The organism is Brevibacterium sp. CS2, assembly GCF_005280295.1.
In the GTDB taxonomy this organism is placed as follows: domain Bacteria; phylum Actinomycetota; class Actinomycetes; order Actinomycetales; family Brevibacteriaceae; genus Brevibacterium; species Brevibacterium pityocampae.
Genome location: NZ_CP040020.1, coordinates 2,077,179 through 2,099,187 on the forward strand (window position 1 = coordinate 2,077,179; position 22,009 = coordinate 2,099,187).

17 protein-coding genes and 1 tRNA gene are annotated in these 22,009 nt (G+C 70.3%); 11 read left to right on the top strand and 7 right to left on the bottom strand.

Features of this window, described 5'->3' with window-relative positions:
- Positions 1–2: 2 nt before the first annotated feature.
- Entirely contained in the window at positions 3–1,304 is a 1,302-nt protein-coding gene (gene aroA, locus FDF13_RS09275) for a 3-phosphoshikimate 1-carboxyvinyltransferase (protein ID WP_254668760.1), read from the bottom strand.
- Positions 1,301–1,780 carry a DoxX family protein gene (locus FDF13_RS09280; protein ID WP_137319394.1) on the bottom strand — a complete coding sequence of 160 codons (480 nt, stop codon included), beginning with the start codon at positions 1,778–1,780 and terminating at the stop codon, positions 1,301–1,303. Before FDF13_RS09280 ends, aroA begins: the two co-directional genes overlap by 4 nt.
- Before the next feature lie 263 nt (positions 1,781–2,043).
- On the opposite strand from FDF13_RS09280, the gene FDF13_RS09285 reads away from it, so the two are divergent.
- Positions 2,044–2,682 (top strand): sigma-70 family RNA polymerase sigma factor, encoded by a 639-nt coding sequence (locus FDF13_RS09285; protein ID WP_175407042.1) that lies wholly within the window; start codon positions 2,044–2,046, stop codon positions 2,680–2,682.
- A complete protein-coding gene (gene rsrA, locus FDF13_RS09290) occupies positions 2,675–2,968 on the top strand; it encodes a mycothiol system anti-sigma-R factor (RefSeq protein ID WP_137319395.1) in 294 nt (97 codons plus the stop codon). Before FDF13_RS09285 ends, rsrA begins: the two co-directional genes overlap by 8 nt.
- A gap of 296 nt (positions 2,969–3,264) precedes the next feature.
- Here the strand turns inward: rsrA and FDF13_RS09295 are convergent, their stop codons facing one another.
- A complete protein-coding gene (locus tag FDF13_RS09295; protein ID WP_137319396.1) occupies positions 3,265–3,873 on the bottom strand; it encodes a GDSL-type esterase/lipase family protein in 609 nt (202 codons plus the stop codon).
- The gene (locus tag FDF13_RS09300; RefSeq protein ID WP_247425338.1) at positions 3,870–7,730 is read right to left on the bottom strand and encodes a multifunctional oxoglutarate decarboxylase/oxoglutarate dehydrogenase thiamine pyrophosphate-binding subunit/dihydrolipoyllysine-residue succinyltransferase subunit; all 3,861 of its coding nucleotides are present in this window, start codon (positions 7,728–7,730) and stop codon (positions 3,870–3,872) included. Before FDF13_RS09300 ends, FDF13_RS09295 begins: the two co-directional genes overlap by 4 nt.
- A gap of 98 nt (positions 7,731–7,828) precedes the next feature.
- On the opposite strand from FDF13_RS09300, the gene FDF13_RS09305 reads away from it, so the two are divergent.
- From FDF13_RS09305 to FDF13_RS09325, 5 genes are all read left to right on the top strand, one after another.
- Entirely contained in the window at positions 7,829–9,283 is a 1,455-nt protein-coding gene (locus tag FDF13_RS09305) for a GuaB1 family IMP dehydrogenase-related protein (protein ID WP_137319398.1), read from the top strand.
- Between the two features lie 232 nt (positions 9,284–9,515).
- Positions 9,516–10,835: a hemolysin family protein gene (locus FDF13_RS09310; protein ID WP_137319399.1), complete on the top strand. Its 1,320-nt coding sequence runs from the start codon at positions 9,516–9,518 to the stop codon at positions 10,833–10,835.
- A complete protein-coding gene (locus tag FDF13_RS09315) occupies positions 10,832–11,887 on the top strand; it encodes a hemolysin family protein (protein ID WP_137319400.1) in 1,056 nt (351 codons plus the stop codon). Before FDF13_RS09310 ends, FDF13_RS09315 begins: the two co-directional genes overlap by 4 nt.
- A 293-nt stretch (positions 11,888–12,180) precedes the next feature.
- Positions 12,181–13,134 (top strand): D-alanyl-D-alanine carboxypeptidase family protein, encoded by a 954-nt coding sequence (locus tag FDF13_RS09320; RefSeq protein WP_247425342.1) that lies wholly within the window; start codon positions 12,181–12,183, stop codon positions 13,132–13,134.
- 96 nt (positions 13,135–13,230) lie between these two features.
- A tRNA-Arg gene (locus FDF13_RS09325) sits at positions 13,231–13,306 on the top strand.
- 134 nt (positions 13,307–13,440) lie between these two features.
- Here the strand turns inward: FDF13_RS09325 and FDF13_RS09330 are convergent.
- From FDF13_RS09330 to FDF13_RS14820, 3 genes are all read right to left on the bottom strand, one after another.
- The gene (locus FDF13_RS09330) at positions 13,441–14,256 is read right to left on the bottom strand and encodes a hypothetical protein (RefSeq protein WP_137319402.1); all 816 of its coding nucleotides are present in this window, start codon (positions 14,254–14,256) and stop codon (positions 13,441–13,443) included.
- Positions 14,257–14,471: 215 nt separating this feature from the next.
- Positions 14,472–15,170 carry a response regulator transcription factor gene (locus tag FDF13_RS09335; protein WP_217494842.1) on the bottom strand — a complete coding sequence of 233 codons (699 nt, stop codon included), beginning with the start codon at positions 15,168–15,170 and terminating at the stop codon, positions 14,472–14,474.
- A 14-nt stretch (positions 15,171–15,184) separates the two neighbouring features.
- Positions 15,185–16,465 carry a sensor histidine kinase gene (locus tag FDF13_RS14820; protein WP_175406935.1) on the bottom strand — a complete coding sequence of 427 codons (1,281 nt, stop codon included), beginning with the start codon at positions 16,463–16,465 and terminating at the stop codon, positions 15,185–15,187.
- Between the two features lie 333 nt (positions 16,466–16,798).
- Between FDF13_RS14820 and FDF13_RS14825 the strand changes: the two genes are divergently transcribed.
- The 4 genes from FDF13_RS14825 (at position 16,799) to FDF13_RS09355 (ending at position 22,001) form a co-directional block, all read left to right on the top strand.
- Positions 16,799–17,452: a DUF4352 domain-containing protein gene (locus FDF13_RS14825; RefSeq protein ID WP_175406936.1), complete on the top strand. Its 654-nt coding sequence runs from the start codon at positions 16,799–16,801 to the stop codon at positions 17,450–17,452.
- A gap of 154 nt (positions 17,453–17,606) precedes the next feature.
- Positions 17,607–19,244, top strand: coding sequence for an arginine--tRNA ligase (argS, locus tag FDF13_RS09345; protein WP_137319404.1), 1,638 nt, complete (start codon positions 17,607–17,609; stop codon positions 19,242–19,244).
- A 2-nt stretch (positions 19,245–19,246) separates the two neighbouring features.
- The gene (gene lysA / locus FDF13_RS09350) at positions 19,247–20,683 is read left to right on the top strand and encodes a diaminopimelate decarboxylase (protein WP_137319405.1); all 1,437 of its coding nucleotides are present in this window, start codon (positions 19,247–19,249) and stop codon (positions 20,681–20,683) included.
- A gap of 7 nt (positions 20,684–20,690) precedes the next feature.
- Entirely contained in the window at positions 20,691–22,001 is a 1,311-nt protein-coding gene (locus FDF13_RS09355) for a homoserine dehydrogenase (protein ID WP_137319406.1), read from the top strand.
- Positions 22,002–22,009 lie beyond the last annotated feature (8 nt).

Genomic DNA, 22,009 nt, shown 5'->3' on the forward strand with positions numbered 1-22,009 from the left:
GGTCACCCGAGCATGGCGGTCCACAGCGCGGTGAACTCCGGCATCGTCTTGCCCACCGTCGCGACGTCCTCGATCTCGATCCCCTCGACCCGCAGGCCGAGGACCGCGGCGGCCATGACCATCCGGTGGTCGTGGTAGGTGGCCCAGCGGGCACCCCGCGTGGCCGGCGAGTGGATGATGAGCGAGTCGGGGCCCTCGGTGACGCGGGCCCCGGTCTTCGTCAGCTCGGTCGCCAGAGCGCTGAGCCGATCGGTCTCGTGGCCGCGGAGGTGGCCGATGTTCCGCAGCGTCGAGGTGCCCTCGGCGCAGGCCGCGATCGCGGCGACGACGGGGGTGAGCTCGCCGACGTCGCCGAGGTCGAGGTCGACGCCGCGCAGCCGCGCCGGGCCGGTGACCTCGAGCCCGGTGCGGCTCAGCGTGGAGGTGGCGCCGAACTCCTCGGCGATGCCGCGCATCGCTTCCCCGGCCTGGGTGGTGTGCGCCGGCCAGTGGGGGATCGTCACGGTGCCCCGGGTGACGAGGGCGGCGCCGAGGAAGGTCGCGGCGTTCGACAGATCCGGTTCGACCGCGACCTGCAGGCCGTGCGGACGGCCGGGTTCGACGACCCAGCGGTGCGGTTCCGGCTCGCTCACGTGCACGCCGGCGTCGGCGAGGGTCTCGAGCGTCATGTCGATGTGCGGCCGGGAGGGGAGCCGCTCACCGGTGTGGATGAGCTCGAGGCCGAGGTCGAAGGCGCCGGCGGCGAGCAGCAGGCCGGAGACGAACTGGCTCGTCGCGGAGGCGTCGAGGTCGAGGTGCCCGCCGCGGACTCCACCGGCGGCCTCGACAGTGAAGGGCAGCGCATCCGTCCCGGAGTCGGTGGTGACCTCGGCCCCTAGGCGGCGCAGCGCGTCGAGCATCGTCGACATCGGGCGCACATAGGCCTGCGGGTCGCCGTCGAAACGGACCCGGCGCCCGGTCGCGGCGGCGAGCGGGGGCACGAAGCGCATGACGGTGCCGGCGAGCCCGCAGTCGACGGTGACCGGGTCCGTGCCAGCCACGGCCGCGGGACCCGGGATCGGCTCGATGCGCAGCGCGCCGTCGGCGTCGGGGACGATGCGGGCGCCGAGCGCGGTGAGGGCGGCGATCATGAGCTCGGTGTCGCGGCTGATGAGTGGGGCGGCGATCCGGGAGGGCTCGGTGGCGAGCGCGGCGAGGACGAGGAAGCGGTTGGTGAGGGACTTGGATCCGGGGACGGCGACAGTGGCCCGCACCGGTGCATCGCTGCACGGTGCGAGCCACGTCCGCTCAGGGCTGTGCGTCACCTGTTCGGCAGGCTCACCGTGTCGAGCGCCTTCGCCGAGGTGCGCTCGACATTGCGCCACAGATCCTCCGCGGCATGCTGGGCACGCCATGCGAGGCCGGGCTTGCCCGCGGTGTCCACGCTGGCGAGGAGCGCCCCGCCGAGCAGCGAGGTCTTGGCGAGGAGGGAATCCTTCGAGGCGCTCTCGCTGCTGAGCTGCTGGCCCACGACGTCGATGAGGTAGGTGCCGACGAGCACGGTGGACGACAGGCGCGGGAACCTGCCGATCGCGAGCAGCGAGCCCGCGGCGACCTGGGCGGCGCCGGTGATCCGGGCGACGGTCTCCGCCTCGACCGGGAGGTCGACCTGCTTCTTCACCAGGGAGAGGAGGGGGGCGACGGACTTCGCGGCGGCGTGCGGATTGCGCACCCGGGCGATGCCGTTGCCGATGTACGCGGAGGCGAGCATGGGGCGGGCGATGAACCGGACCAGGGACACGGTGTTTCCTTCCGTAGTGGGCAGTACTCCTGCCTCCCGAGCATAGTCGCTCGCCCGCGCCCGGACGGAACCGCCGGCGGAATATCATCGCCGCCGGCGGCGTTCTCCCGACACGAGCCGCAGCTGCCTCCCGGGCCCCGGGAGGCGCCGACGGCGGAGAGGACGTGGAGCGGATGACGGCGACGATGCTCGCAGAGCGCAGCGTGCGCACCGGAGCCCCGGTGCGCACCCCCGACGCCGGGGCGACGGGCGTATCATGGTCGATGATGACTGAATCGACATCGCCCGTGGTCGACGACACCGTCGACGTGGCAGCCGAGACCGACGCCGAACGCTCCGCCCGCTTCGAACGCGACGCGCTGGAGTACGTCAACCAGCTGTACGCGGCGGCGCTGCGCATGACGCGCAACCCCGCGGACGCGGAGGATCTCGTCCAGGAGGCGTACACGAAGGCCTACGCCGCCTTCCACCAGTACACCCCCGGCACGAACCTCAAGGCGTGGCTCTACCGCATCCTCACGAACACGTTCATCAACAACTACCGCAAGAAGCAGCGGCAGCCGCTCGAATCGAGCGGGGAGGACATCGAGGACTGGCAGATCCACCGCGCCGCCTCGCACACCTCCTCCGGCGGCCGGTCCGCGGAGCTCGAGGCGCTCGACCGGCTCCCGGACAGCGATGTCACCGATGCGCTGAGCCAGCTCCCCGAGGACTTCCGGATGGTCGTCTACTACGCGGACGTCGAAGGTCTGCCGTACAAGGAGATCGCCGAGGTCATGGACACTCCCATCGGCACGGTGATGTCACGACTGCACCGCGGGCGCAGGCAGCTGCGCGAGATGCTCGCCGGCTACGCCGCCGAACGCGGATTCGGAACCCGGAAGGAGGCCGACGATGAGTGAGCTCCGTCGGGACGACGACTGCTGCCGATCCGGACGCCAGGAGAGCCTGACCCGGATCTACCACTACCTCGACGGCGAGCTCTCCGGCGAGGAGATCTCCGCCATCCGCGAGCACATCGACACCTGCCACGACTGCCGCGAGGAGTACGCCGTCGAGGCGCTCCTCAAGGAGCTCGTACGCCGCTCGTGCTGCAACGACGCCGCGCCGGACGGGCTCAAGGAGCGGATCCGTGCGCGCATCGTGATGGAGCAGACGACGATCACCGTCCACCGTCGGATGGGCTGAGGGACGTCGCATCGGCCTGCGCGCTGCGGAAGAGCGGCTACAGGTGTGCGAACAGCATTCTGCAACAGCGCACAGCACAGCGGCGGGGCCGGGAGATTGCTCCCCGGCCCCGCCGCTGTGTGCACCGCGCCTCAGCGCAGCCGTCCGTGCGCCTCAGGCGTTGGGACGCTTGCCGTGGTTGGCTCCGCGCTTCTTGCGGTCACGGCGCTTGCGGCCTCGCTTGCTCATGATCGTCACTCCTTCTGTTCGACCTCATTATTCTTCCATACCTGGCGCAGGGGCGCCACAGCACGGACTCAGCCGGCGGTGTCGCGCACCCCGAGCCAGTCGAACCAGCCGCGGTGCAGCACGAGCCAGGCGAGCAGCCCGTACCCCTCCTGCCCGGGCAGCCCGGTGCCGGACGCGGTGAGTTCGCGCTGCCAGGCGGCATGCTCCCGCAGCGGCGTGAAGGTGTCGACATAGGCGATCCCACGGCGCAGCGCGACATCGGCGAAGCCCGCGTTGAGCTCCTCGAGGCGCCGGTTGCGGTCGCGGTCGAGCGACGGGGGAGGCCCGACGACGAAGGTGAGGACCTCGGACCCGAGCGCGGAGTCGAGCGCGTTGGCGAGGTTGAGGCGCGAGCGCGCCGTCGACAGGCCGGCATCGATGTCGTGCGGGCCCGGTGCGAGCACGAGGCGGTTCTGCGTGTGCGGGTCGAACCGCAGGCGCGCCTCGGCCATCCCGCGCTGGCTCATGCCCACCGAGTCCTCACCGGCCACCCCGAGGGCGTAGAACCGGGAGTCCGGCAGCGACGGCAGGGTGCGGGCGGCGACACGGCCCGTCCAGCCCAGGCAGCGGGCGTCGCCGTGACCGGCGACGAGCTCGTCACCGATCACGACGACCGTGGTCGTCCGCTGCTGCGTCACCGTGCGAAGACGTGTTCGACGAGGTCGGCCTGCTCGAGGTCGTGGACCTTCTTGAGACCGGTCGCCGGGGACGCCGAGGCGACGCGGGACACGATCCGCATCTCGCGGCCGCCGAGCAGCGGTACGAGATCGAGGGCCATGAACGGCCAGGCGCCCTGGTTCTCCGGCTCCTCCTGCGCCCACACGAGCTCCACGTCGTCGCCGAACGGCGCGAGCGCGGCTGCGATCCCCTCCTCGTCGAGCGGGTAGAGCTGCTCGACGCGGACGAGCGCCGTGCGGGTGTCCTCGAGCTTCTCCCGCTGCGCCAGCAGGTCCCAGTAGAGCTTGCCGGAGACGAACACCACCCGATCGACGCCCGAGGCATCCACAGTGGTGTCCGGGAGCACCGGCTCGAACCGGCCGGAGGTGAAGTCCTCGACCGTGGTCGCCGCGGACTTGAGCCGCAGCATCGACTTCGGAGTGAACACGACGAGCGGCCGCTTGCGGTCCGTGTGCGCGTGTCGGCGCAGCAGGTGGAAGTACGAGGCGCCGTTCGACGGGTAGGCGACGGTCATGTTGTTCTCCGCGCACAGCTGGAGGAACCGTTCGATCCGGGCCGAGGAGTGGTCCGGGCCCTGGCCCTCGTAGCCGTGCGGCAGGAGCATGACGACACCGGAGGTCTGCGCCCACTTCTGCTCGGAGGAGGAGATGAACTCGTCGATGATCGACTGCGCGCCCTGCGCGAAGTCGCCGAACTGCGCCTCCCACAGCACGAGCGCATCCTGGCGCTCCACCGCGTAGCCGTACTCGAAGCCCACCGCCGCGTACTCGCTGAGCAGCGAGTCGTAGACGTAGAATTTCGCCTGGTCCTCGGTGAGGTTCGACAGCGGCGTCCACTCGTTGCCGTTGTCGTGGTCGATGAGGACCGAGTGGCGCTGCGTGAAGGTGCCGCGGCGGGAGTCCTGGCCGGCGAGGCGGACGGGGATGCCCTCCATGAGGAGCGAGCCGAAGGCGAGCAGCTCCGCGAAGCCCCAGTCGATGCCGCCGGAGCGCGACATCTCCTGCCGCTTCTGGAGCAGGCTCTTGAGCTTCTTGTGGACCGCGAAGTCGTCCGGGACCTCGAGGTGGGCATCGCCTACCCGCTCGATGACCTGCGAGGGCACGGCGGTCTCGAAGGGGTTGTCCGCTTCGAGGTCGGCCGGGCGCTCGGGGCGCGGCGGCAGCTTCGCGGCCTCCTTGGCCTGCTTCTCCGCCTCCTTGGTCTCGGCGAAGGCGGCCTCGAGCTTGGACTGGTAGTCCTTGAGCGCCTCCTGCGCCTCCTCCTCGGAGATGCACTTCCGGCCGACGAGCGATTCGGTGTAGACCTTGCGCACCGAGCCCTTCGACTCGATGAGCGAGTACATCACCGGCTGTGTCATCGATGGATCGTCGCCCTCGTTGTGGCCGCGGCGGCGGTAGCACACGAGGTCGATGACGATGTCGCGGTTGAACTCCTGGCGGTACTCGAAGGCGAGCTCGGCGGCCCGGTACACGGCCTCCGGGTCATCGCCGTTGACATGCAGGATCGGCGCGCTGATCGTCTTCGCGACGTCGGTGCAGTAGTACGAGGAGCGGGCCGAGGCCGGCGGGGTGGTGAAGCCGACCTGGTTGTTGATGATGACGTGCACGGTGCCGCCGGTGCGGTAGCCGCGCAGCTCGGACAGGTGCAAAGTCTCCGCGACGACTCCCTGACCGGCGAAGGCCGCGTCGCCGTGGACGAGCACCGGCAGCACGGAGAATCCGGCGTTGCCGGCGTCGATCTCGTCCTGCTTGGCGCGCGCGATGCCCTCGAGCACAGGGTCGACGGTCTCGAGGTGGCTCGGGTTGGCCGCGACGTAGACCTTCGTCGAGTTGCCGTCCGGCGAGGTGTAGGAGCCCTCCTGGCCGAGGTGGTACTTGACGTCGCCGGAGCCCTGGAAGCTGTCCGGGGCCTGGGTGCCGTCGAACTCGCGGAACACCTGGGCGTAGCTCTTGCCCGCGATGTTGGTGAGCACGTTGAGGCGGCCGCGGTGGGCCATGCCGATCGTCACCTCGTCCATGCCGGCGTCGGCCGCCTGACTGAGGATCTTGTCGAGCATGACGATCGCGGACTCGCCGCCCTCGAGGCTGAAGCGCTTCTGTCCGATGTACTTCGTCTGCAGGAAGGTCTCGAACGCCTCGGCGGCGTTGAGGCGGCCGAGCACGTGGCCCTGCTCCTCGCGGGTGAGCTCCTCGTGGGGGACCTCGAGCTTCTGCTGGAACCAGCGGCGCTGCTCGGGATCGGCGATGTACATGTATTCGATGCCGGTGGTGCGGCAGTACGAGTCGCGGAGGACGCCGAGGATCTTGCGCAGCGGCAATAGCGGCCGGTCGCCGAACCCGCCGGTGGGGAACTCGCGCTCGAGGTCCCACAGGGTGAGGCCGTGGGAGTTGATGTCGAGGTCCGGGTGGCTGCGCTGGCGGTAGACGAGCGGGTCGATGTTCGCCATGAGGTGACCGCGCGTGCGGTAAGCGTCGATGAGCTCGATGACGCGGGCGGACTTGTTGACGTCGGTCTGGTCGCCGGCGTCGAGGTCCGGCACCCAGCGCACCGGCGTGTAGGGCAGGCGCAGCGACTCGAAGACGTCGTCGTAGAAGCCGTCCTCGCCGAGCAGGTAGCCGTGGACGAGCTTGAGGAATTCGCCGGAGCCGGCACCCTGGATGACGCGGTGGTCGTACGTCGAGGTCAGGGTCACGACCTTGGAGATCGCCAGGCGGTTGATGGTCTCCTGGCTGGCGCCCTGGAACTCGGCGGGGTACTCGAGTGCGCCGACGCCGATGATGCAGCCCTGGCCCTTGGTCAGGCGCGGCACGGAGTGGACGGTGCCGATGCCGCCGGGGTTCGTCAGGGACACCGTGGTGCCGGCGAAGTCGTCGGCGGCGAGCTTGCCGATCCGCGCCCGCTCGACGAGGTCGTCGTAGGCGTCGACGAACTGCTTGAAGGTCAGGGTCTCGGCCTTCTTGACGTTGGGCACGAGCAGGGTGCGGGTGCCGTCCTTCTTGGGGACGTCGATCGCGAGACCGAAGTTGACGTGACCCGGGCTGACCATGACGGGCTTGCCGTCCTGCACCTCGTAGTACACGTTCTGGCTCGGGAAGGCCTTGAGCGCCCGGATCACCGCGAACCCGATGAGGTGGGTGAAGGAGACCTTGCCGCCGCGGGTGCGCTTGAGGTGGGAGTTGATGACGATGCGGTTGTCGATGAGCGCCTTCGCCGGCAGCGAGCGGACCGAGGTGGCCGTCGGGACGGTGAGCGACTGGTCCATGTTCTCGGCGATGAGCTTGGCCGGACCGCGGAGCTTCGTCACGACGTCCTCGACGGTCTCCTGCGGAGCGGACTTCTCCCGCGTGCCGCTCGACTCCTTCTTCGAGGCCGCGGACTTCGACTCCGCCTTCGGGGTCTCCGACTCGTTGACCGAGGGCGTCACGCCCTTGTGCGAGTCGAGCTTCTTCGCATCCCCGGAATCCGCGCCCTTCTCACCCTTGGCGGCGTTCCCGGTCTTGGCGGCGGCCGAGGACGAGCTGCTCTTCGAGGCGCTGCTCGAGGCCCCGGGCTCCGCAGAGTCCGAGGAGGACTTCTTCGCGGAGGACTTCTGCGCGGAGGACGACTTCTGGTTCGACTTCCCCGACGTCTTCGTCGGAGCACCGTTCCCGGCCGCCGGGGAGCCCTGCCCGCCCTCGGCCTCGTACTGCTCGAAGAACGGCCACCAGGAACTGTCGACGGAATCCTTGTCGGACTTGAACTGCTCGTAGAGTTCCTCGACCAGCCACTCGTTGGACCCGAAGTCCTCGACGCTGCGGTTGGGGGTGTTTACGGACACGGCGAGAATCGCCCTCTTCCTCATCTGAAGTGATTGACGTCCTCCCCAGCCTAGCGCTTCGACCGTGCAAAATCGCCAGGAGAATGGAGAATGGGTCTATGCGCTTCATCACCGGAACACCCTCCCATGAGCTCACCTACGCCGATGCGTTCCTCGTGCCGAGCCGCTCGGACGTGACGAGCCGGTTCGACGTCGATCTCTCCTCCGCCGACGGCACCGGCACGACCATCCCGGTCGTCGCGGCGAACATGACCGCGGTGTCCGGCCGCCGGATGGCCGAGACCATGGCCCGTCGCGGGGGGCTCGCGGTGCTCCCGCAGGACACCCCGCTGTCCGTCGCGGCGGACACCCTCGCGTGGATCAAAGCCCGGCACCCCGTCTACGAGACCCCGGTCCGGGTGTCCCCGCAGGACACCGTGCTCTCCGCCCTCCACCTCCTGCCCAAGCGCGCGCACGGCCACGCGGTCGTCGTCGACGAGGACCAGCGCGTGCTCGGCACGATCTCGCGCGACTCGCTCGAGGGCGTCGACCGCTTCACCTCGGTGAGCGCAGTGATGGAGCCGCCGCTCGAACCGGTCGAGGCCTCCCGGTTCGATTCCGTGGAGCGGTCCGACCTGTCCGGGGTGTACGAACGGATGACCGAGGCGCGGCGCGACTTCGTGCCCGTCGTCGATTCCGGCGTGCTCGTCGGGGCGCTCACCGCGCAGTCGGTGCTGCGCGCCTCGATCTACACCCCGGCGCTCGACGCACAGGGCCGGCTCCGGGTGGCCGCGGCGATCGGCGTCAACGCCGACGTCGGCCACCGCGCGCAGGCGCTCGTCGAGGCCGGGGCCGACGTCCTCGTCGTCGACACCGCCCACGGGCACCAGGAGAAGATGCTCGAGGCGCTGCGCACCATCGACGGCCTCGAGCTCGGGGTGCCGGTCGTGGCCGGCAACGTCGTCACCGCCGCCGGGGTGGAGGATCTCGTCGAGGCCGGCGCCGACATCGTCAAGGTCGGGGTCGGGCCCGGGGCGATGTGCACCACCCGGATGATGACCGCGGTCGGCCGCCCCCAGTTCTCCGCCGTCGCCGAATGCGCCGCCGCCGCCCGCGGCCTCGGTGCCCACATCTGGGCCGACGGGGGAGTGCGGCACCCCCGAGACGTCGCCCTGGCGCTCGCCGCCGGCGCCTCGCAGGTGATGGTCGGCTCGTGGTTCGCCGGAACCCTCGAGAGCCCCGGCGATCTGCTCGTCGACCCCTCCGGACGCCAGTACAAGGAGAGCTTCGGCATGGCCTCGGCCCGGGCGGTCGCCGCCCGCACCCGCACCGAGTCCGCCTTCGATCGCGCGCGCAAGGGCCTGTTCGAGGAGGGGATCTCGAGCGGCCGGATGTTCATCGACCCCGAGCGCCCCGGCGTCGAGGACCTGCTCGACGAGATCACCTCGGGAGTGCGCTCCTCGTGCACCTACGCCGGCGCGCGCACGCTCGCCGAGTTCGCCGACCGGGCGCTCGTCGGGATCCAATCGGCGGCAGGGTACGAGGAGGGCCGCCCGCTCGACCGGAGCTGGTGAGCCCGCAGGGCGCGATCCGGCGGCCGCTACCGCAGTCTGTGAGTCTGCCGTGAACCGGTTCCGGCCGTCTTCCCGGCGCGGGGCCGGTGGACGGGGTTCGTTAGGATACTGCGCATGACCAGTGACAGTCCCGGCCGGCCTCGAGCCGGCAGCCCCGTCCATCCCCCGCACGATCACACGCATCCGCAGCGCACCGCGCACCGGCCGTCGAGCCAGGGGGACCGTCACTGAGATGGAGTGGTTCCTCCTCGCCCTCGCGCTCCTGCTGATCCTCGGCACCGGCGTGTTCGTCGCCGCCGAATTCTCCCTCCTCACCCTCGACAAGCACACCGTCGACCAGTCCGTCGAACGGGGTGAGCGCGGGTCCTCGTACCTCAAGAAGGGGATGACCCAGCTCTCGACCCAGCTGTCGTCGGCGCAGGTGGGCATCACGCTCACCACCCTCCTCACCGGTTACCTCATGGAGCCCTCGCTCGGCGTCCTCCTGTCGCCGATGTTCGAGGGCTTCGGCCTCGGGGAGTCCGCGGCGTCGACCGCGAGCCTCACCCTCGCCCTCCTCATCTCGACCTTCCTCTCGATGATCGTCGGTGAGCTCGTGCCGAAGAACCTCGCGATCTCCGCCCCGCTCATCACCGGCAAGATCTTCGTCCCGCTCCAGTACATCTTCTCCGTGGTGTTCCGGCCCGTCATCGCCGTGCTCAACGGCACCGCGAACAAGGCCCTGCTCGCGATGGGCATCGAGCCGCAGGAGGAGGGCACCGCCGGACGCTCCCCGGAGGAGCTCACCGCGCTCGTGCGCCACTCCGCGCAGGAGGGCACGATGGCCGAGCAGACCGCGGACCTCCTCACCCGCACGCTGAGCTTCTCCGAGCGCACCGCTGAGGACGTCATGACTCCGCGCACCTCGATGATCAGCGTCAACCGCGACACCACGGCCGCGGAGATCGTCGAGACCGCCCGGCAGACGGGCTTCTCGCGGTTCCCGGTCGTCGGGGACTCGCGCGACGACATCGTCGGCATGGTCCACGTCAAGCAGGCCGTCGCGGTGCCGCTGGCCAACCGGCCCGACGCCTTCGCCGCCGGTCTCATGAGCGAGGTCGCGCAGGTGCCGGAGACGATGCCGCTCGATCCGCTCCTCATGGAGCTGCGGATGCGCGGCAGCCAGATGGCGCTCGTCATCGACGAGTACGGCGGTACCGCCGGGGTCGTCACGCTCGAGGACGTCGTCGAGGAGCTCGTCGGCGAGGTCGTCGACGAGCACGACCGGCTGCGTGTGAGCGTGCGTCCGGTGCGCGACGGCAGCTGGGTGGTCCCGGGCCGGCTGCGTCCCGACGAGGTGAGCTCGGTGATCGGCCTCGAGGTGCCCCAGGACCCCGACTACGAGACCATGGCCGGCTACGTCATGCTCACGCTCGGCCGGATCCCGGTCGAGGGCGACAGCGTCCGCCTGCCCGAGGCGCGCCTCGTCGTCGAGCGGATGCACGGCCGTCGGATCGAGAGGCTGCGCCTCATCCCGGACTACCTCGCGAGCGGATTCGGGGGTGCGTCATGAGCGACTGGATGGGTCTCGTCTGGCTCGTGGTCCTGCTGCTGGCCAACGCCTTCTTCGTCGCCGCGGAGTTCGGCATCGTGTCGGCCAAGCGCTCGCAGATCGAACCGCGGGCCGCGGCCGGGTCGAAATCGGCTCGGACAGCGCTCTACGCGATGGAGCACGTCTCCATCATGCTCGCGATCTGCCAGCTCGGCATCACCGTGTGCTCGCTCCTCATCGGCAATGTCGCGGAGCCGGCGATCCACCACCTGCTCGCCGGCCCGATGGAGTTCCTCGGCATCCCGCCGACGATGTCCGACGTCGTCGCCTTCATCATCGCGCTGTCGGCGGTGACGTACCTCCATGTGGTCATCGGCGAGATGATCCCCAAGAACATCGCACTCGCTGTGTCGCGGCAGGCCGCGATGCTGCTCGCGCCGCCGCTCGTGTTCCTGTCCAAGGTGTTCGGCTTCGTCATCCGCCCGCTCAACGCGATCGCGAACGGGATCCTGCGCCTGATGGGAGTCGAGCCGCGCGACGAGGTCAACGCCGCCTACACGGTCGAAGAGGTGCAGTCGATCGTCGTCGAGTCCCAGCGCGAAGGGCTCCTCAGCGACGACACCGGGCTGCTCAAGGGCGCGCTCGAGTTCTCCGACAAGTCGATCGGGGACGTCATGGTGCCGATGGACCGCGTCATCACGCTTCAGGCCGGTGCGACCCCGTCCGACATCGAGCGGCTCGTCGCCCGCACCGGCTTCTCCCGCTACATCCTCCTCGACGCCGACGGCGCGCCGGAGAGCTACATCCACATCAAGGATGTGCTCTACGCCGACACCCCGGCCGACTACGAGGCGGAGATCCCGGCGAAGCGCTACCGCTCGCTCGTCACGCTCACCGCCGGGGACGAGATCGAGGACTCGCTCGGCGTCATGCAGGACGCCGGCAACCATGTGGGACGGGTGCTCGACGCCGCCGGTGTCGCGGTCGGCGTGCTGTTCCTCGAGGACGTGCTCGAGGAGCTCGTCGGGGAGGTCCACGACGCGATGCAGCGCGGGCCGCGCTCACGCCGCTGAGGGCCTCTCGACACACCCCGGCACGCCGGTGATCACAGTGATGCGATAATTGTGACAAATCGGTGACATCCCCGTGATTCCGCGGGTATCGGGGGCGGTCGCGGCACTGTCCGAGCGCCTCGGCCCCGGACCGGGTCACGGGAATGTGTCATTCCGTCACTTTCTCGTTATAGTGTTGTGACATACCTGGTGCACGGTCGGATCCTTCCCCTCCGCCACACCGTGCGCAGATGTCGTCGTGTGCTCGTGCGCCGGCATCGCAGAACCTGCAGTCGTCAGTTTGGAGTTGTGGAGTGGGTCAGGAAACCACCGCGCCGGCACTCGTGCGTCGTCGTGATCTGCGCAAGCAGGAAGAGGCGGCCCGCCGGGCGGAACGGAAGCTCCCGTTCCTGCGCTCGGCCGTTGCGAGCCCGGCGCCGCGGACCGAGGACCTCGTGGAGCGCCGCTCCTCCGGCACCGTCGGTGCCCGGTCCATCGCGACCCGCGGCTCCGACGGCAGCGCCGTCCGCGCTCTCAAGCGCCGCCGCGTCACCACCGTCACCGCGATGGCCTCCGTGTCCGTCGCCGGCACCGCGATCGCCGGCGTGCTGCTGAGCTCGAACATGCCGAGCACGCAGGTCGCCGCCGCCCAGGAGATCAGCACCGACGCCGTCGAGGCGATCGGCGCCGAGTCCGTCGACCCGCAGGTCGACGCCGAGGAGGGCGACAAGGCGGCCGGCGAGGCCGACGCCTACGCCGGCGGCGTGCCGAGCGCCCAGGACCGCAAGGCCGAGGCCGCGTCCCGCTCCGTCACCCGCACCGTGCTGCCGGGCTGCTCCGGCGAAGCTCCCGCAGGGGACGCATCGAACGGGCAGATCCCCGACGAGTGGCTGTGCGAGATCGGTATCGGCGGGCACAAGCTCCGCGCCGACGCCGCCGTCTCCTTCGCGGAGATGAACGCCGCGTACAAGGCCGACACCGGCAAGGACATGGCGATCACCGATTCCTACCGGACGCTCGAGTCGCAGGTCTCCGTGGCCGGTCGCAAGCCCGGTCTCGCCGCCCGCCCCGGCACCTCGCTCCACGGCTGGGGGATCGCGCTCGACTTCGGCGGCGGTGCGGCCACCGCCTCGGGCGAGCAGTACGAATGGCTCGTCAAGAATGCCGGCAAGTACGGCTGGGAGAACCCGGACTGGGCGAAGTCGAGCAAGTACGAGCCCTGGCACTGGGAATACGTCCCGGCCCGGCAGTCGATCCGCGGCGCCTGAGCCCGGTTCGCACCGCGTGCCCGGCGTCATGTCGGTCACATTCGCACACTCGGCGCACGCACCCCTTCGGTGAGTGCTAGTATTGTCGAGTTGCCCGCCCGCGTAGCTCAGTGGATAGAGCGTCTGCCTCCGGAGCAGAAGGTCGTAGGTTCGAATCCTGTCGCGGGCACCACATCGCGAAATCCCGCGGTTCCTGAGAACGGAACCGCGGGATTTCGCATTTTCACTGCCGGAGATGCTTCCCCTGAACGGGGCGGGGGCACTGCTTGACGAGAGCGGTCGGCGATCGGAAGCGCAGCGCGGCGATCACTCGGTGACGACGATGGTCTCCGTGGTGATGACGGACCTGTCGCCCTTGGCATAGCGGACTTCGACGGTCAGCGTGTCGCCGGGCTCCACGCCCGCGGTGTGCTTGATGTTCTTGAACGTCTTCGCCCATTCCGTCTTGGATCCGGGAAAACGGAATGTCGTGGGCTTGCGGTCATCGTTCGAGGGGTGGACGGAGACCATGATGTGCTCTCCGGTGGAGTTCGTACCCGAGATCACGAAACCCTTCTTCAGGTCCTTCCGCGTGACTTCCGCCGGCGCATCGACTCGGACCCCGTGACCGGGTTCGGCGGGTTCTTCGGGTGCGTCGTCGACGGTGAGGGTGATGAATGTGTTGCTGCTCTTGCCTGCTGCGCTGACCATGATCGAGAGGGTGTCGCCGGTGACGACTTCGTCGAGGCTGTCGTCGGTGTTGGAGAGCTGTCGGTGGATGTCGTTGCGGTATTGGGCGCCGAAGGTGGTCGACAGCGGCAGTTCGAGGGTCCATGCGCCGGTGTCGTCGGTGGTGACCTCGGGGACGGCGGATTTGACGTAGTAGGTGTTGCCGGAGGTGGTCATGATCGCCAGTTGGCGGATGTCGACGGGGGTGTTGGGTGTGGCGGTGCCGGTGATGCTGATGGTGGCGTCGTCGTCGCCTTCGGTGTAGGTGATGTCCGAGGTGGTGATCTTCGGGAAGACGGGTTCGGCCGCCGCTGCGGCAGCGGACGCCGGAATGGAGGCGGCCGCGATCGCCGGCGCGCCGAGACCGGTGAGAGCGAGTGCGATCGCAGGTGCCAGGACCAGAGACTTCTTCATGATTCCCCTTACGGTGAGCGAGTGATCCACCGCCATTACATGCTCTGGATGTGCTGGCCCGATGAATGAACCTTGAACGAGCGGCGAACGGGCACGCGATGAACGGCGCAGAGCCTGGGCCGCGCGATGGTCCGGACGTGCCGTCCGCCCGCCGCCTCGGCCACGAGTCGGCGCCTCCGCCGGCCATCGATGCCTCCCGCGCGGCAGCTCGGTTCTCAGCGGCGCCGGCCGCCGGGGCGGGCCCGTTCGACCGCGATCGCGACACCCACCCGGGTATCGGCGGCGAGCTTGAGCATGACGCGTCCCAGGTGCACCTTGACCGTCGCCTCGGACAGGAACAGCCGGTCGGCGATGAGCCGGTTCGTCAGGCCCTCGGCCACGAGCTCGGCGACCTCCCGCTCGCGCTCGGTGAGGGTGCCGAGCAGGCGCTGGGCATCGTGCTGCACCGTGAATCGCCCACCGACCCCGAACCTTCGGATGAGGTGGAGAGTGGCGCGCGGGGAGAGGAACGCGTCACCGGCCATCACGGTGCGGATCGCACCCACGAGGTCCGCCGGAGGGGTGTCCTTGAGGAGGAAGCCGACCGCTCCGGCCTCGAGCGCCCGGAACACCGCGTCCTCGCTGTCGAAGCTCGTGAGCGCCACGACGAGCGGAGGGCGCACGGCGTTGACGAGCGCGGCGGTCGCGGTGATGCCGTCCATCCCCGGCATCCGGATGTCCATGATGACGACGTCGGGGAAGTGCGCGGAGGCACGGTCGATCGCCTCGGCACCGTCCGCCGCCTCGCCGACGACCTCGAGATCCGGCGCCTGCTGCAGGATCGCCCGGATGCCCGCTCGCGAATACGGGTCGTCGTCGACGACGAGGACCCGGATAGCGGCGGGCCGCGGGGGCGGTTCAGGGGCGGCGGTCACCTCTCGAATATAGGTCACACCCCGCGCCAGGCCTGCGCGGCCTCGATGGGCCACGGGAGCGTCGCGTCGACGACGAAGCAGTCCTCATGGACGCCGATCCACGACGCGCCCGACAGCAGGCGCACCCGCTCGCGGATGCCTGCGATCCCGGAGCCCGCACCCGAGCCCTGCAGCACCGGGTCCACTGGTCCGCCGATCGGATTCGACACCCGGATCCTGATATCCGATCCCGGCGCACCCTCGACGTACAGCGAGATCGGTGCGCCCGGCGCGTGCTTGAGCGCGTTGGTCAGGGATTCCTGCGCGATCCGGTAGATGCTGCGATCGAGCGCGGCGGGGGCCGATTCCGTGCCGTCGAGCAGCACGACGGCGTCCACCGCCGTCCCGGCCTCGCGCAGCGAGCGGACGAGGCGGGGGAGTGCGCGCATGGAGGCGGTGGCCGGTGCCTCGGTCGGACCGGTGGAGGAGGCCGGGCCGCCGGTCCGCAGATCCCCGAGCAGACCGCGCAGATCCTCGAGCGAGGCGTGCGCCTGGCCCCGCAGCACGCGCGCGGCGTGAGCGAGCGCAGGGTCGGAAGTGTGCGTCGCCGTCTCCAGCGCCCCCGACTGCAGGGAGATCACCGACAGCCGATGGGCGAGCGCATCATGGATCTCCGTGGCGAGCCGGTCCCGTTCGGACGTGCGGGCCAGCTCCGAGCTGAGATCGGCGTTGCGAGCGTCGACGGCCTCGACGCGGGTGCGTGCGGTGGCGGTCTCGCGCCGACTGCGGACGAGGAGCGCCAGCCCGCCGGTGGTGCCGACCGACATCGCCGCGACGATGAGGACGACGATCGCGGCGACCGCCCCGCTGCCGGGCGTGTCCGGTGTGCCCGCGACCCCGAAGAGCGAGCCGATCATCGTCGACTGGGGATCGCGGACGAGGTCGCGCACCGTCGCGAACACGACGAGCACCCCCGCGCCGGCCGCCGCGGCAATCGCCGGCCATCCGCGCAGCCGTGCGAGAGCGTGGAAGGCGCCGATGAGAACGAGCCAGTAGTCCATGCCGACGAGCGTGAGGAGGGCACCTGCGACGAGCGGCACGACGGGGAAGCGTCGACGCAGGAACACGGTGAGCCAGAGCAGGCAGGCGAGGAGCAGGACGACGATCCCGAGGTCGGTCGGGAGCCCCGGTCCGGAGGTGGCGCCCGGCACGCCCTCGATGCTGAGGAACGTGAGGAGGACACCCAGCAGGTACAGCACGATGTCCCACAGGGTGCGCAGGGAGAGGCGCACGATCCGCGCGGCAAGGCTATTCACGATCCCCACCGTAGTGCGGGGTCCGGACACGGCCATCAGCCGATCGGTCGGTGCGGTCGAGCCGATCGGCTGATGTGGGGCAAGCAGCGGGCGACCGACGATGGGTCTCGTCCGCACCATCGCACGGTCGGCTCGCCGGCCCGCACCCGAACCTCGAGGAGATCCCATGTCACAGAACCAGCCCCCGCAGCCCGGACACCCGGGCTGGCACCACCCGCACGCCGGAGGCCCCCACGATCCGCAGGGTCCGCCCCGCCCCCGTACGGGCATCCCGTGCCGTCCGGCCAGCAGCCGTGGGGCGCAGGCCCGCAGCCCGGCCCGAACGGTTACGGCATGCCCCCGGGCGCGCCCCACCCGGCGCCGCCGAAGCGGAAGTCGATCTTCAAGCGCTGGTGGTTCTGGGTGGGCGTCGTCGTGCTCCTCGTCATCGTCGGCAGCTGCGCGGGAGGAGGCGGCGAGCAGCAGGCCTCCGACGCCGGTCAGGACGCCGCCGGAGAGCAGGATGTGGAGCAGCGCGCCCCGGCGGAAGAAGAGGGTGGCGGCGAGGATGCCGCGGAGGACGCGGCCGCGGCCGAGGCGCCGGAGGAGAAGTCCGCGGGCATCGGCGAGCCGGTCGCGAGCGGGGACTTCGAGGTGACCGTCTCCGATGTCGAGTCCGGGGTCTCCTCGGTCGGTGACGACATGTTCGGGGCAGAGGCACAGGGACAGTTCGTCGTCGTGAGCATGGAGGTGACGAACGTCGGCGACTCGCCGGTGATGTTCTTCTCCAGCGATGTGGAGCTCACCGATGCCGAGGGTCGCACGTACGCCGCCGACGAGGGCTCCGCGATGTACCTCGAGGACAGCAACTCCTTCCTCGAGGAGATCAATCCCGGCAACACGGTCGACGGGATCGTGCTGTTCGATGTGCCCGAGGGCGTGGAGCCCGACACCCTCGTGTTCCGCGGCGGCCTGTTCGACGAACCGATCGAGATCGCGATCGGCTGAGCGCCGCAGCCCTCGGGACATCGACCGGGGACCCGGCTGACGGCACTGCACCGCTGAGCCGGGTCGGTGCCGCCGACCGGATCCGTACCCGCCCGCCGGCGCACCCTCCCCACCCGGCTCGCACCCGCGGCCCTGCGGGTAATACCCTGAGACGGTGACTCCTGAAGAACTCAAGTCGGCCATCAGCGCCGTCATCGCCGAACTCAACGCCGCCGGCCTCGCGATCACCGAGCCGGACACGATCGTCGTCGAGCGCCCGAAGATCCGCGACCACGGCGACTGGGCGTCGAACATCGCCCTGCAGACGGCCAAGCGGGCCGGCCTCAAGCCGCGCGACCTCGCCGAGCAGATCGCCGAGCGGCTGCGCGCCCGCTCCGGCATCGACGCCGTCGACGTCGCCGGACCCGGCTTCCTCAACATCACCCTCGCCGCCGATGCCGCCGGGCGCCTCGCGGCGGACATCGTCGCCGCCGGAGAGTCCTACGGCACCGGTGACGCACTCTCAGGACACGTCGTCAACATGGAGTTCGTCTCCGCCAACCCCACCGGTCCGCTCCACCTCGGCCACACCCGCTGGGCCGCGCTCGGCGACGCGATCGCCCGTGTGCTCCGCGCCGCCGGGGCCGAGGTCGCCAGTGAGTACTACATCAACGACGCCGGATCGCAGATGGACACCTTCGCGAACTCCGTCCTCGCCCGCATGCACGGTCGCGCGGTCCCCGAGGGCGGCTATCCGGGGCAGTACGTCGCCGACATCGCCGAGGCGATCCGCGCCGAGCGGCCCGCGCTCGTCGAGGCCCCCGAGGACGAGGTCCGCGCCGAGGTCCGCGACCGCGCCTACGCCCTGCAGATGGCCGACATCCGCAGCACGCTGCAGGATTTCGGCGTGCACTTCGACGTGTGGTTCTCCGAGGCGTCCCTGCACGCCTCCGGAGCGATCGAGAAGGCCGTCGCCCGGCTCCGCGAGCAGGGGCACGTCTACGAGGACGGGGGAGCGGTGTGGCTGCGCACCACGACCTTCGGCGACGACAAGGACCGGGTGCTCATCCGCGCCGACGGCCAGCCCACGTACTTCGCCGCCGACGCCGCCTACTACCTCGACAAGAAGGACCGCGGCTTCACCGAGAAGATCTACCTCCTCGGTGCCGACCACCACGGCTACATCGGCCGGCTCAAGGCGATCGCGGCGGCCGCCGGCGACGATCCGGAGACGAACATCGAGGTCCTCATCGGCCAGCTCATCTCGATCAACGGGGCGAAGCTCTCCAAGCGCGCCGGCAACATCATCGAGCTGCGCGACCTCATCGACTGGCTCGGCGCCGACGCAGTGCGCTACTCGCTCGCCCGCACCCCGGCGGACTCGCCGCTCACCCTCGACCCCGAGGTGCTCCGCTCGGCGAGCAACGACAATCCCGTCTACTACGTCCAGTACGCGCACGCCCGCGCATGCAGCATCGAGCGCAACGCCGTGACCGCCGGGATCACCACCGAGGCGTTCGACCCCGCCGCACTCACCGACCCGACGGAGACGGTGCTGCTCGCCGCGCTCGCCGACTTCCCGCGCGTCGTCGCGCAGGCCGCGCAGCTGCGCGAGCCGCACCGGATCGCTCGCTACCTCGAGAGCGTCGCCGGGCTGTTCCACAAGTGGTACGACGCCTGCCGCGTGACCCCGCGCACCGATGAGGAGATCACCTCTGTGCACTCCTCGCGCCTCATGCTCGACCGGGCCACCGCGACCGTCTTGGCCAATGGACTCGAGCTCCTGGGCGTCGGCGCGCCTGAGAGGATGTAGGGGTGCCCGCACACATCGCCGGCAGTCTCCACGCCGTCCCGTCCCCGGTCTGGCTGCCGTTCCCCGACGACGTCAACGCGCTCATGCCGAGCCTGTGGTCGGCGAACGTCACCAAGGGCGACGACGGGGTGCTGCGCATCGCCGGGCACTCGGTCGTCGACCTCGCCGCCGCGCACGGCACCCCGATGTACGTCCTCGACGTCGCCGACTTCCGAGCCCGCGCCGCCGAGTTCGCCACCGTCTTCTCCCGCGCCTTCGAGTGCGTCGGCCCGGGTGCCCGCGGCTACTACGCCGGCAAGGCGTTCCTCTGCACCGCGGCCGCCGGCTGGATCGCCGAGGCCGGGCTCGGCCTCGACTGCTGCACGCTGGGCGAGCTCATGGTCGCGCAGCGGGCCGGCTTCGACCCCGCGCTCGTCGGCCTCCACGGCAACAACAAGTCGGACGAGGAGATCGCCTACGCCCTCGACTGGGGGATCGGCCGCATCGTCATCGACTCCTTCGACGAGATCCCGCGGGTCGCCGCCGCCGCTGCCGCCCGCGGCATCACCGCACGCGTGATGCTCCGCATCACCGTCGGCGTCGAGGCGCACACCCACGACTTCATCGCGACCGCCCACGAGGACCAGAAGTTCGGGCTCAGCCTACAGGGCGGGGACGCCGCCGCGGCTGCGGCGCAGATCATCGACGCCCCCGAGCTCGAACTCCTCGGGCTCCACAGCCACATCGGATCGCAGATCTTCGACAAGGCCGGGTTCGAGGTCGCCGCCGGCAGGATCATCGGCCTGCGGGCCCAGCTCGAGCGGGCCCACGGGGTATCCCTGCCCGAGGTCGACCTCGGCGGCGGGTTCGGCATCCAGTACACCTCGCAGGACACCCCGACCCCGTTCGCCGAGATCGCCGAGCAGCTCGCCGACGTCGTCGCCAAGGCGTGTGCCGAGCACGGCAGCGCGATGCCGCTCGTGTCCTTCGAGCCCGGTCGCGCGATCGCCGGCCCGGCGATGTTCACCCTCTACCGGGCCGGCACGGTCAAACCCGTCGACACCGGCAGCGGAGTGCGCTGCTACGTCAGCGTCGACGGCGGGATGAGCGACAACATCCGCACCGCCCTCTACGACGCCGACTACTCGTGCACGCTCGCCAACCGCGCCTCGGCAGAATCGCCCGTCGTCGTGCGCGTCGTCGGCAAGCACTGCGAGAGCGGGGACATCGTCGTCCGCGACGAGTACCTGCCGGCCGACATCACCGCCGGCGACCTCATCGCGGTGCCCGGCACCGGCGCCTACTGCCGACCGCTCGCCTCGAACTACAACCACGTGCCCCGCCCCGGGGTGCTCGCCGTCGAGGGTGCCGAGGTCCGCTGGGCGATCCGCCCCGAGAGCTATCAGGACATGTTCGCCACCGACCCCGGGTTCGCGCCCGGGACCGATCCCGAAGAGTGAGAACCCTATGAAATCTCTGCACGTCGCCATGCTCGGCTGCGGTGTCGTCGGCACCGAGGTCGCCCGCCGGATCCTCGAGAACGGGGACGATCTCGCCCAGCGCACCGGAGCGCGCCTCGAGCTCACCGCCGTCGCCGTGCGCGACGCGGACAAGGAGCGCCCCGGCATCCCCGCGGAGCTCCTCACCACCGACGCCCAGGCCGCGATCGCCGGTGCCGACATCGTCATCGAGCTCATGGGCGGCATCGAACCCGCCCGCGAGCTCATCCTCGCGGCGCTGCGTTCGGGGGCCTCGGTGGTGACGGCGAACAAGGCGCTGCTCGCGGAGTCCTACGGCGAGCTCATGCAGGCCGCCGACTCCGCCGAGGTGCGCCTCGAGCACGAGGCCGCGGTCGCCGGGGCGATCCCGATCATCCGCCCCGTCGGCGACTCGCTCGCCGGTGACCGGATCACCCGCGTCATGGGCATCGTCAACGGCACGACGAACTACATCCTCGACCAGATGGACTCCGAGGGGTGGGACTTCGACCCCGCGCTGCGCACAGCGCAGGAGCTCGGCTTCGCCGAGGCGGACCCGACGGCGGACATCGGCGGCCACGACGCCGCCGCGAAGGCCGCGATCCTCGCCGCGATCGCCTTCCACACCCCCGTCACCATCGACGACGTCGATGTCGAGGGCATCACCGGCGTCACCGCCGACATGATCGAGACCGCCCGTGCGCAGGGCTTCACCATCAAGCTGCTCGCGATCTGCGAGGAGCTCGCGGACTCGCCCGAGGGCCCGGGAGTCTCCGCCCGCGTGTACCCCGCGCTGCTCCCGCGCGACCACGTGCTGTCCGGCGTCGGCGGCGCGTTCAACGCGGTGTTCGTCGAGGCCGAGGCCGCCGGCGAGCTCATGTTCTACGGCCAGGGCGCCGGTGGGGCGCCGACCGCCTCGGCCGTGCTCGGCGACGTCGTGTCGGTCGGCCGCCGCAAGGTGCTCGGCGGCCGCGGCCAGTACGAGCGCGCGGTCGCGGTGCGCCGCCCGGTGCTGCCGATCTCCGCGATCACCACCCGCTACCAGATCACCCTCGACGTGTTCGACCGGCCCGGCGTGCTCTCCCGGGTGACCGAGGTGTTCGCCTCGGAGCAGGTGTCGATCGAGCTCGTCCAGCAGACCCAGGTCGTCGACGAGCCCGAGGGCACCGAGCAGCGCGCCAAGCTCGTCATCGCCACGCACTCGGGCACCGATGCCGCGCTGCGCCGCACCGTCGACCGGCTCGCCGCGCTCGACGTCGTCAACGCCCTGACCTCGGTGCTGCGCATCGAGGGCCACTGAGCCGCCCG

Coding starts and splice junctions, on each gene's coding strand:
- FDF13_RS09285 (WP_175407042.1), top strand. CDS start 2,044: ATGATGACTGAATCGACATCGCCCGTGGTCGACGACACCGTCGACGTG.
- rsrA (WP_137319395.1), top strand. CDS start 2,675: ATGAGTGAGCTCCGTCGGGACGACGACTGCTGCCGATCCGGACGCCAG.
- FDF13_RS09305 (WP_137319398.1), top strand. CDS start 7,829: ATGCGCTTCATCACCGGAACACCCTCCCATGAGCTCACCTACGCCGAT.
- FDF13_RS09310 (WP_137319399.1), top strand. CDS start 9,516: ATGGAGTGGTTCCTCCTCGCCCTCGCGCTCCTGCTGATCCTCGGCACC.
- FDF13_RS09315 (WP_137319400.1), top strand. CDS start 10,832: ATGAGCGACTGGATGGGTCTCGTCTGGCTCGTGGTCCTGCTGCTGGCC.
- FDF13_RS09330 (WP_137319402.1), bottom strand. CDS start 14,256: ATGAAGAAGTCTCTGGTCCTGGCACCTGCGATCGCACTCGCTCTCACC.
- FDF13_RS14825 (WP_175406936.1), top strand. CDS start 16,799: ATGCCCCCGGGCGCGCCCCACCCGGCGCCGCCGAAGCGGAAGTCGATC.
- FDF13_RS09355 (WP_137319406.1), top strand. CDS start 20,691: ATGAAATCTCTGCACGTCGCCATGCTCGGCTGCGGTGTCGTCGGCACC.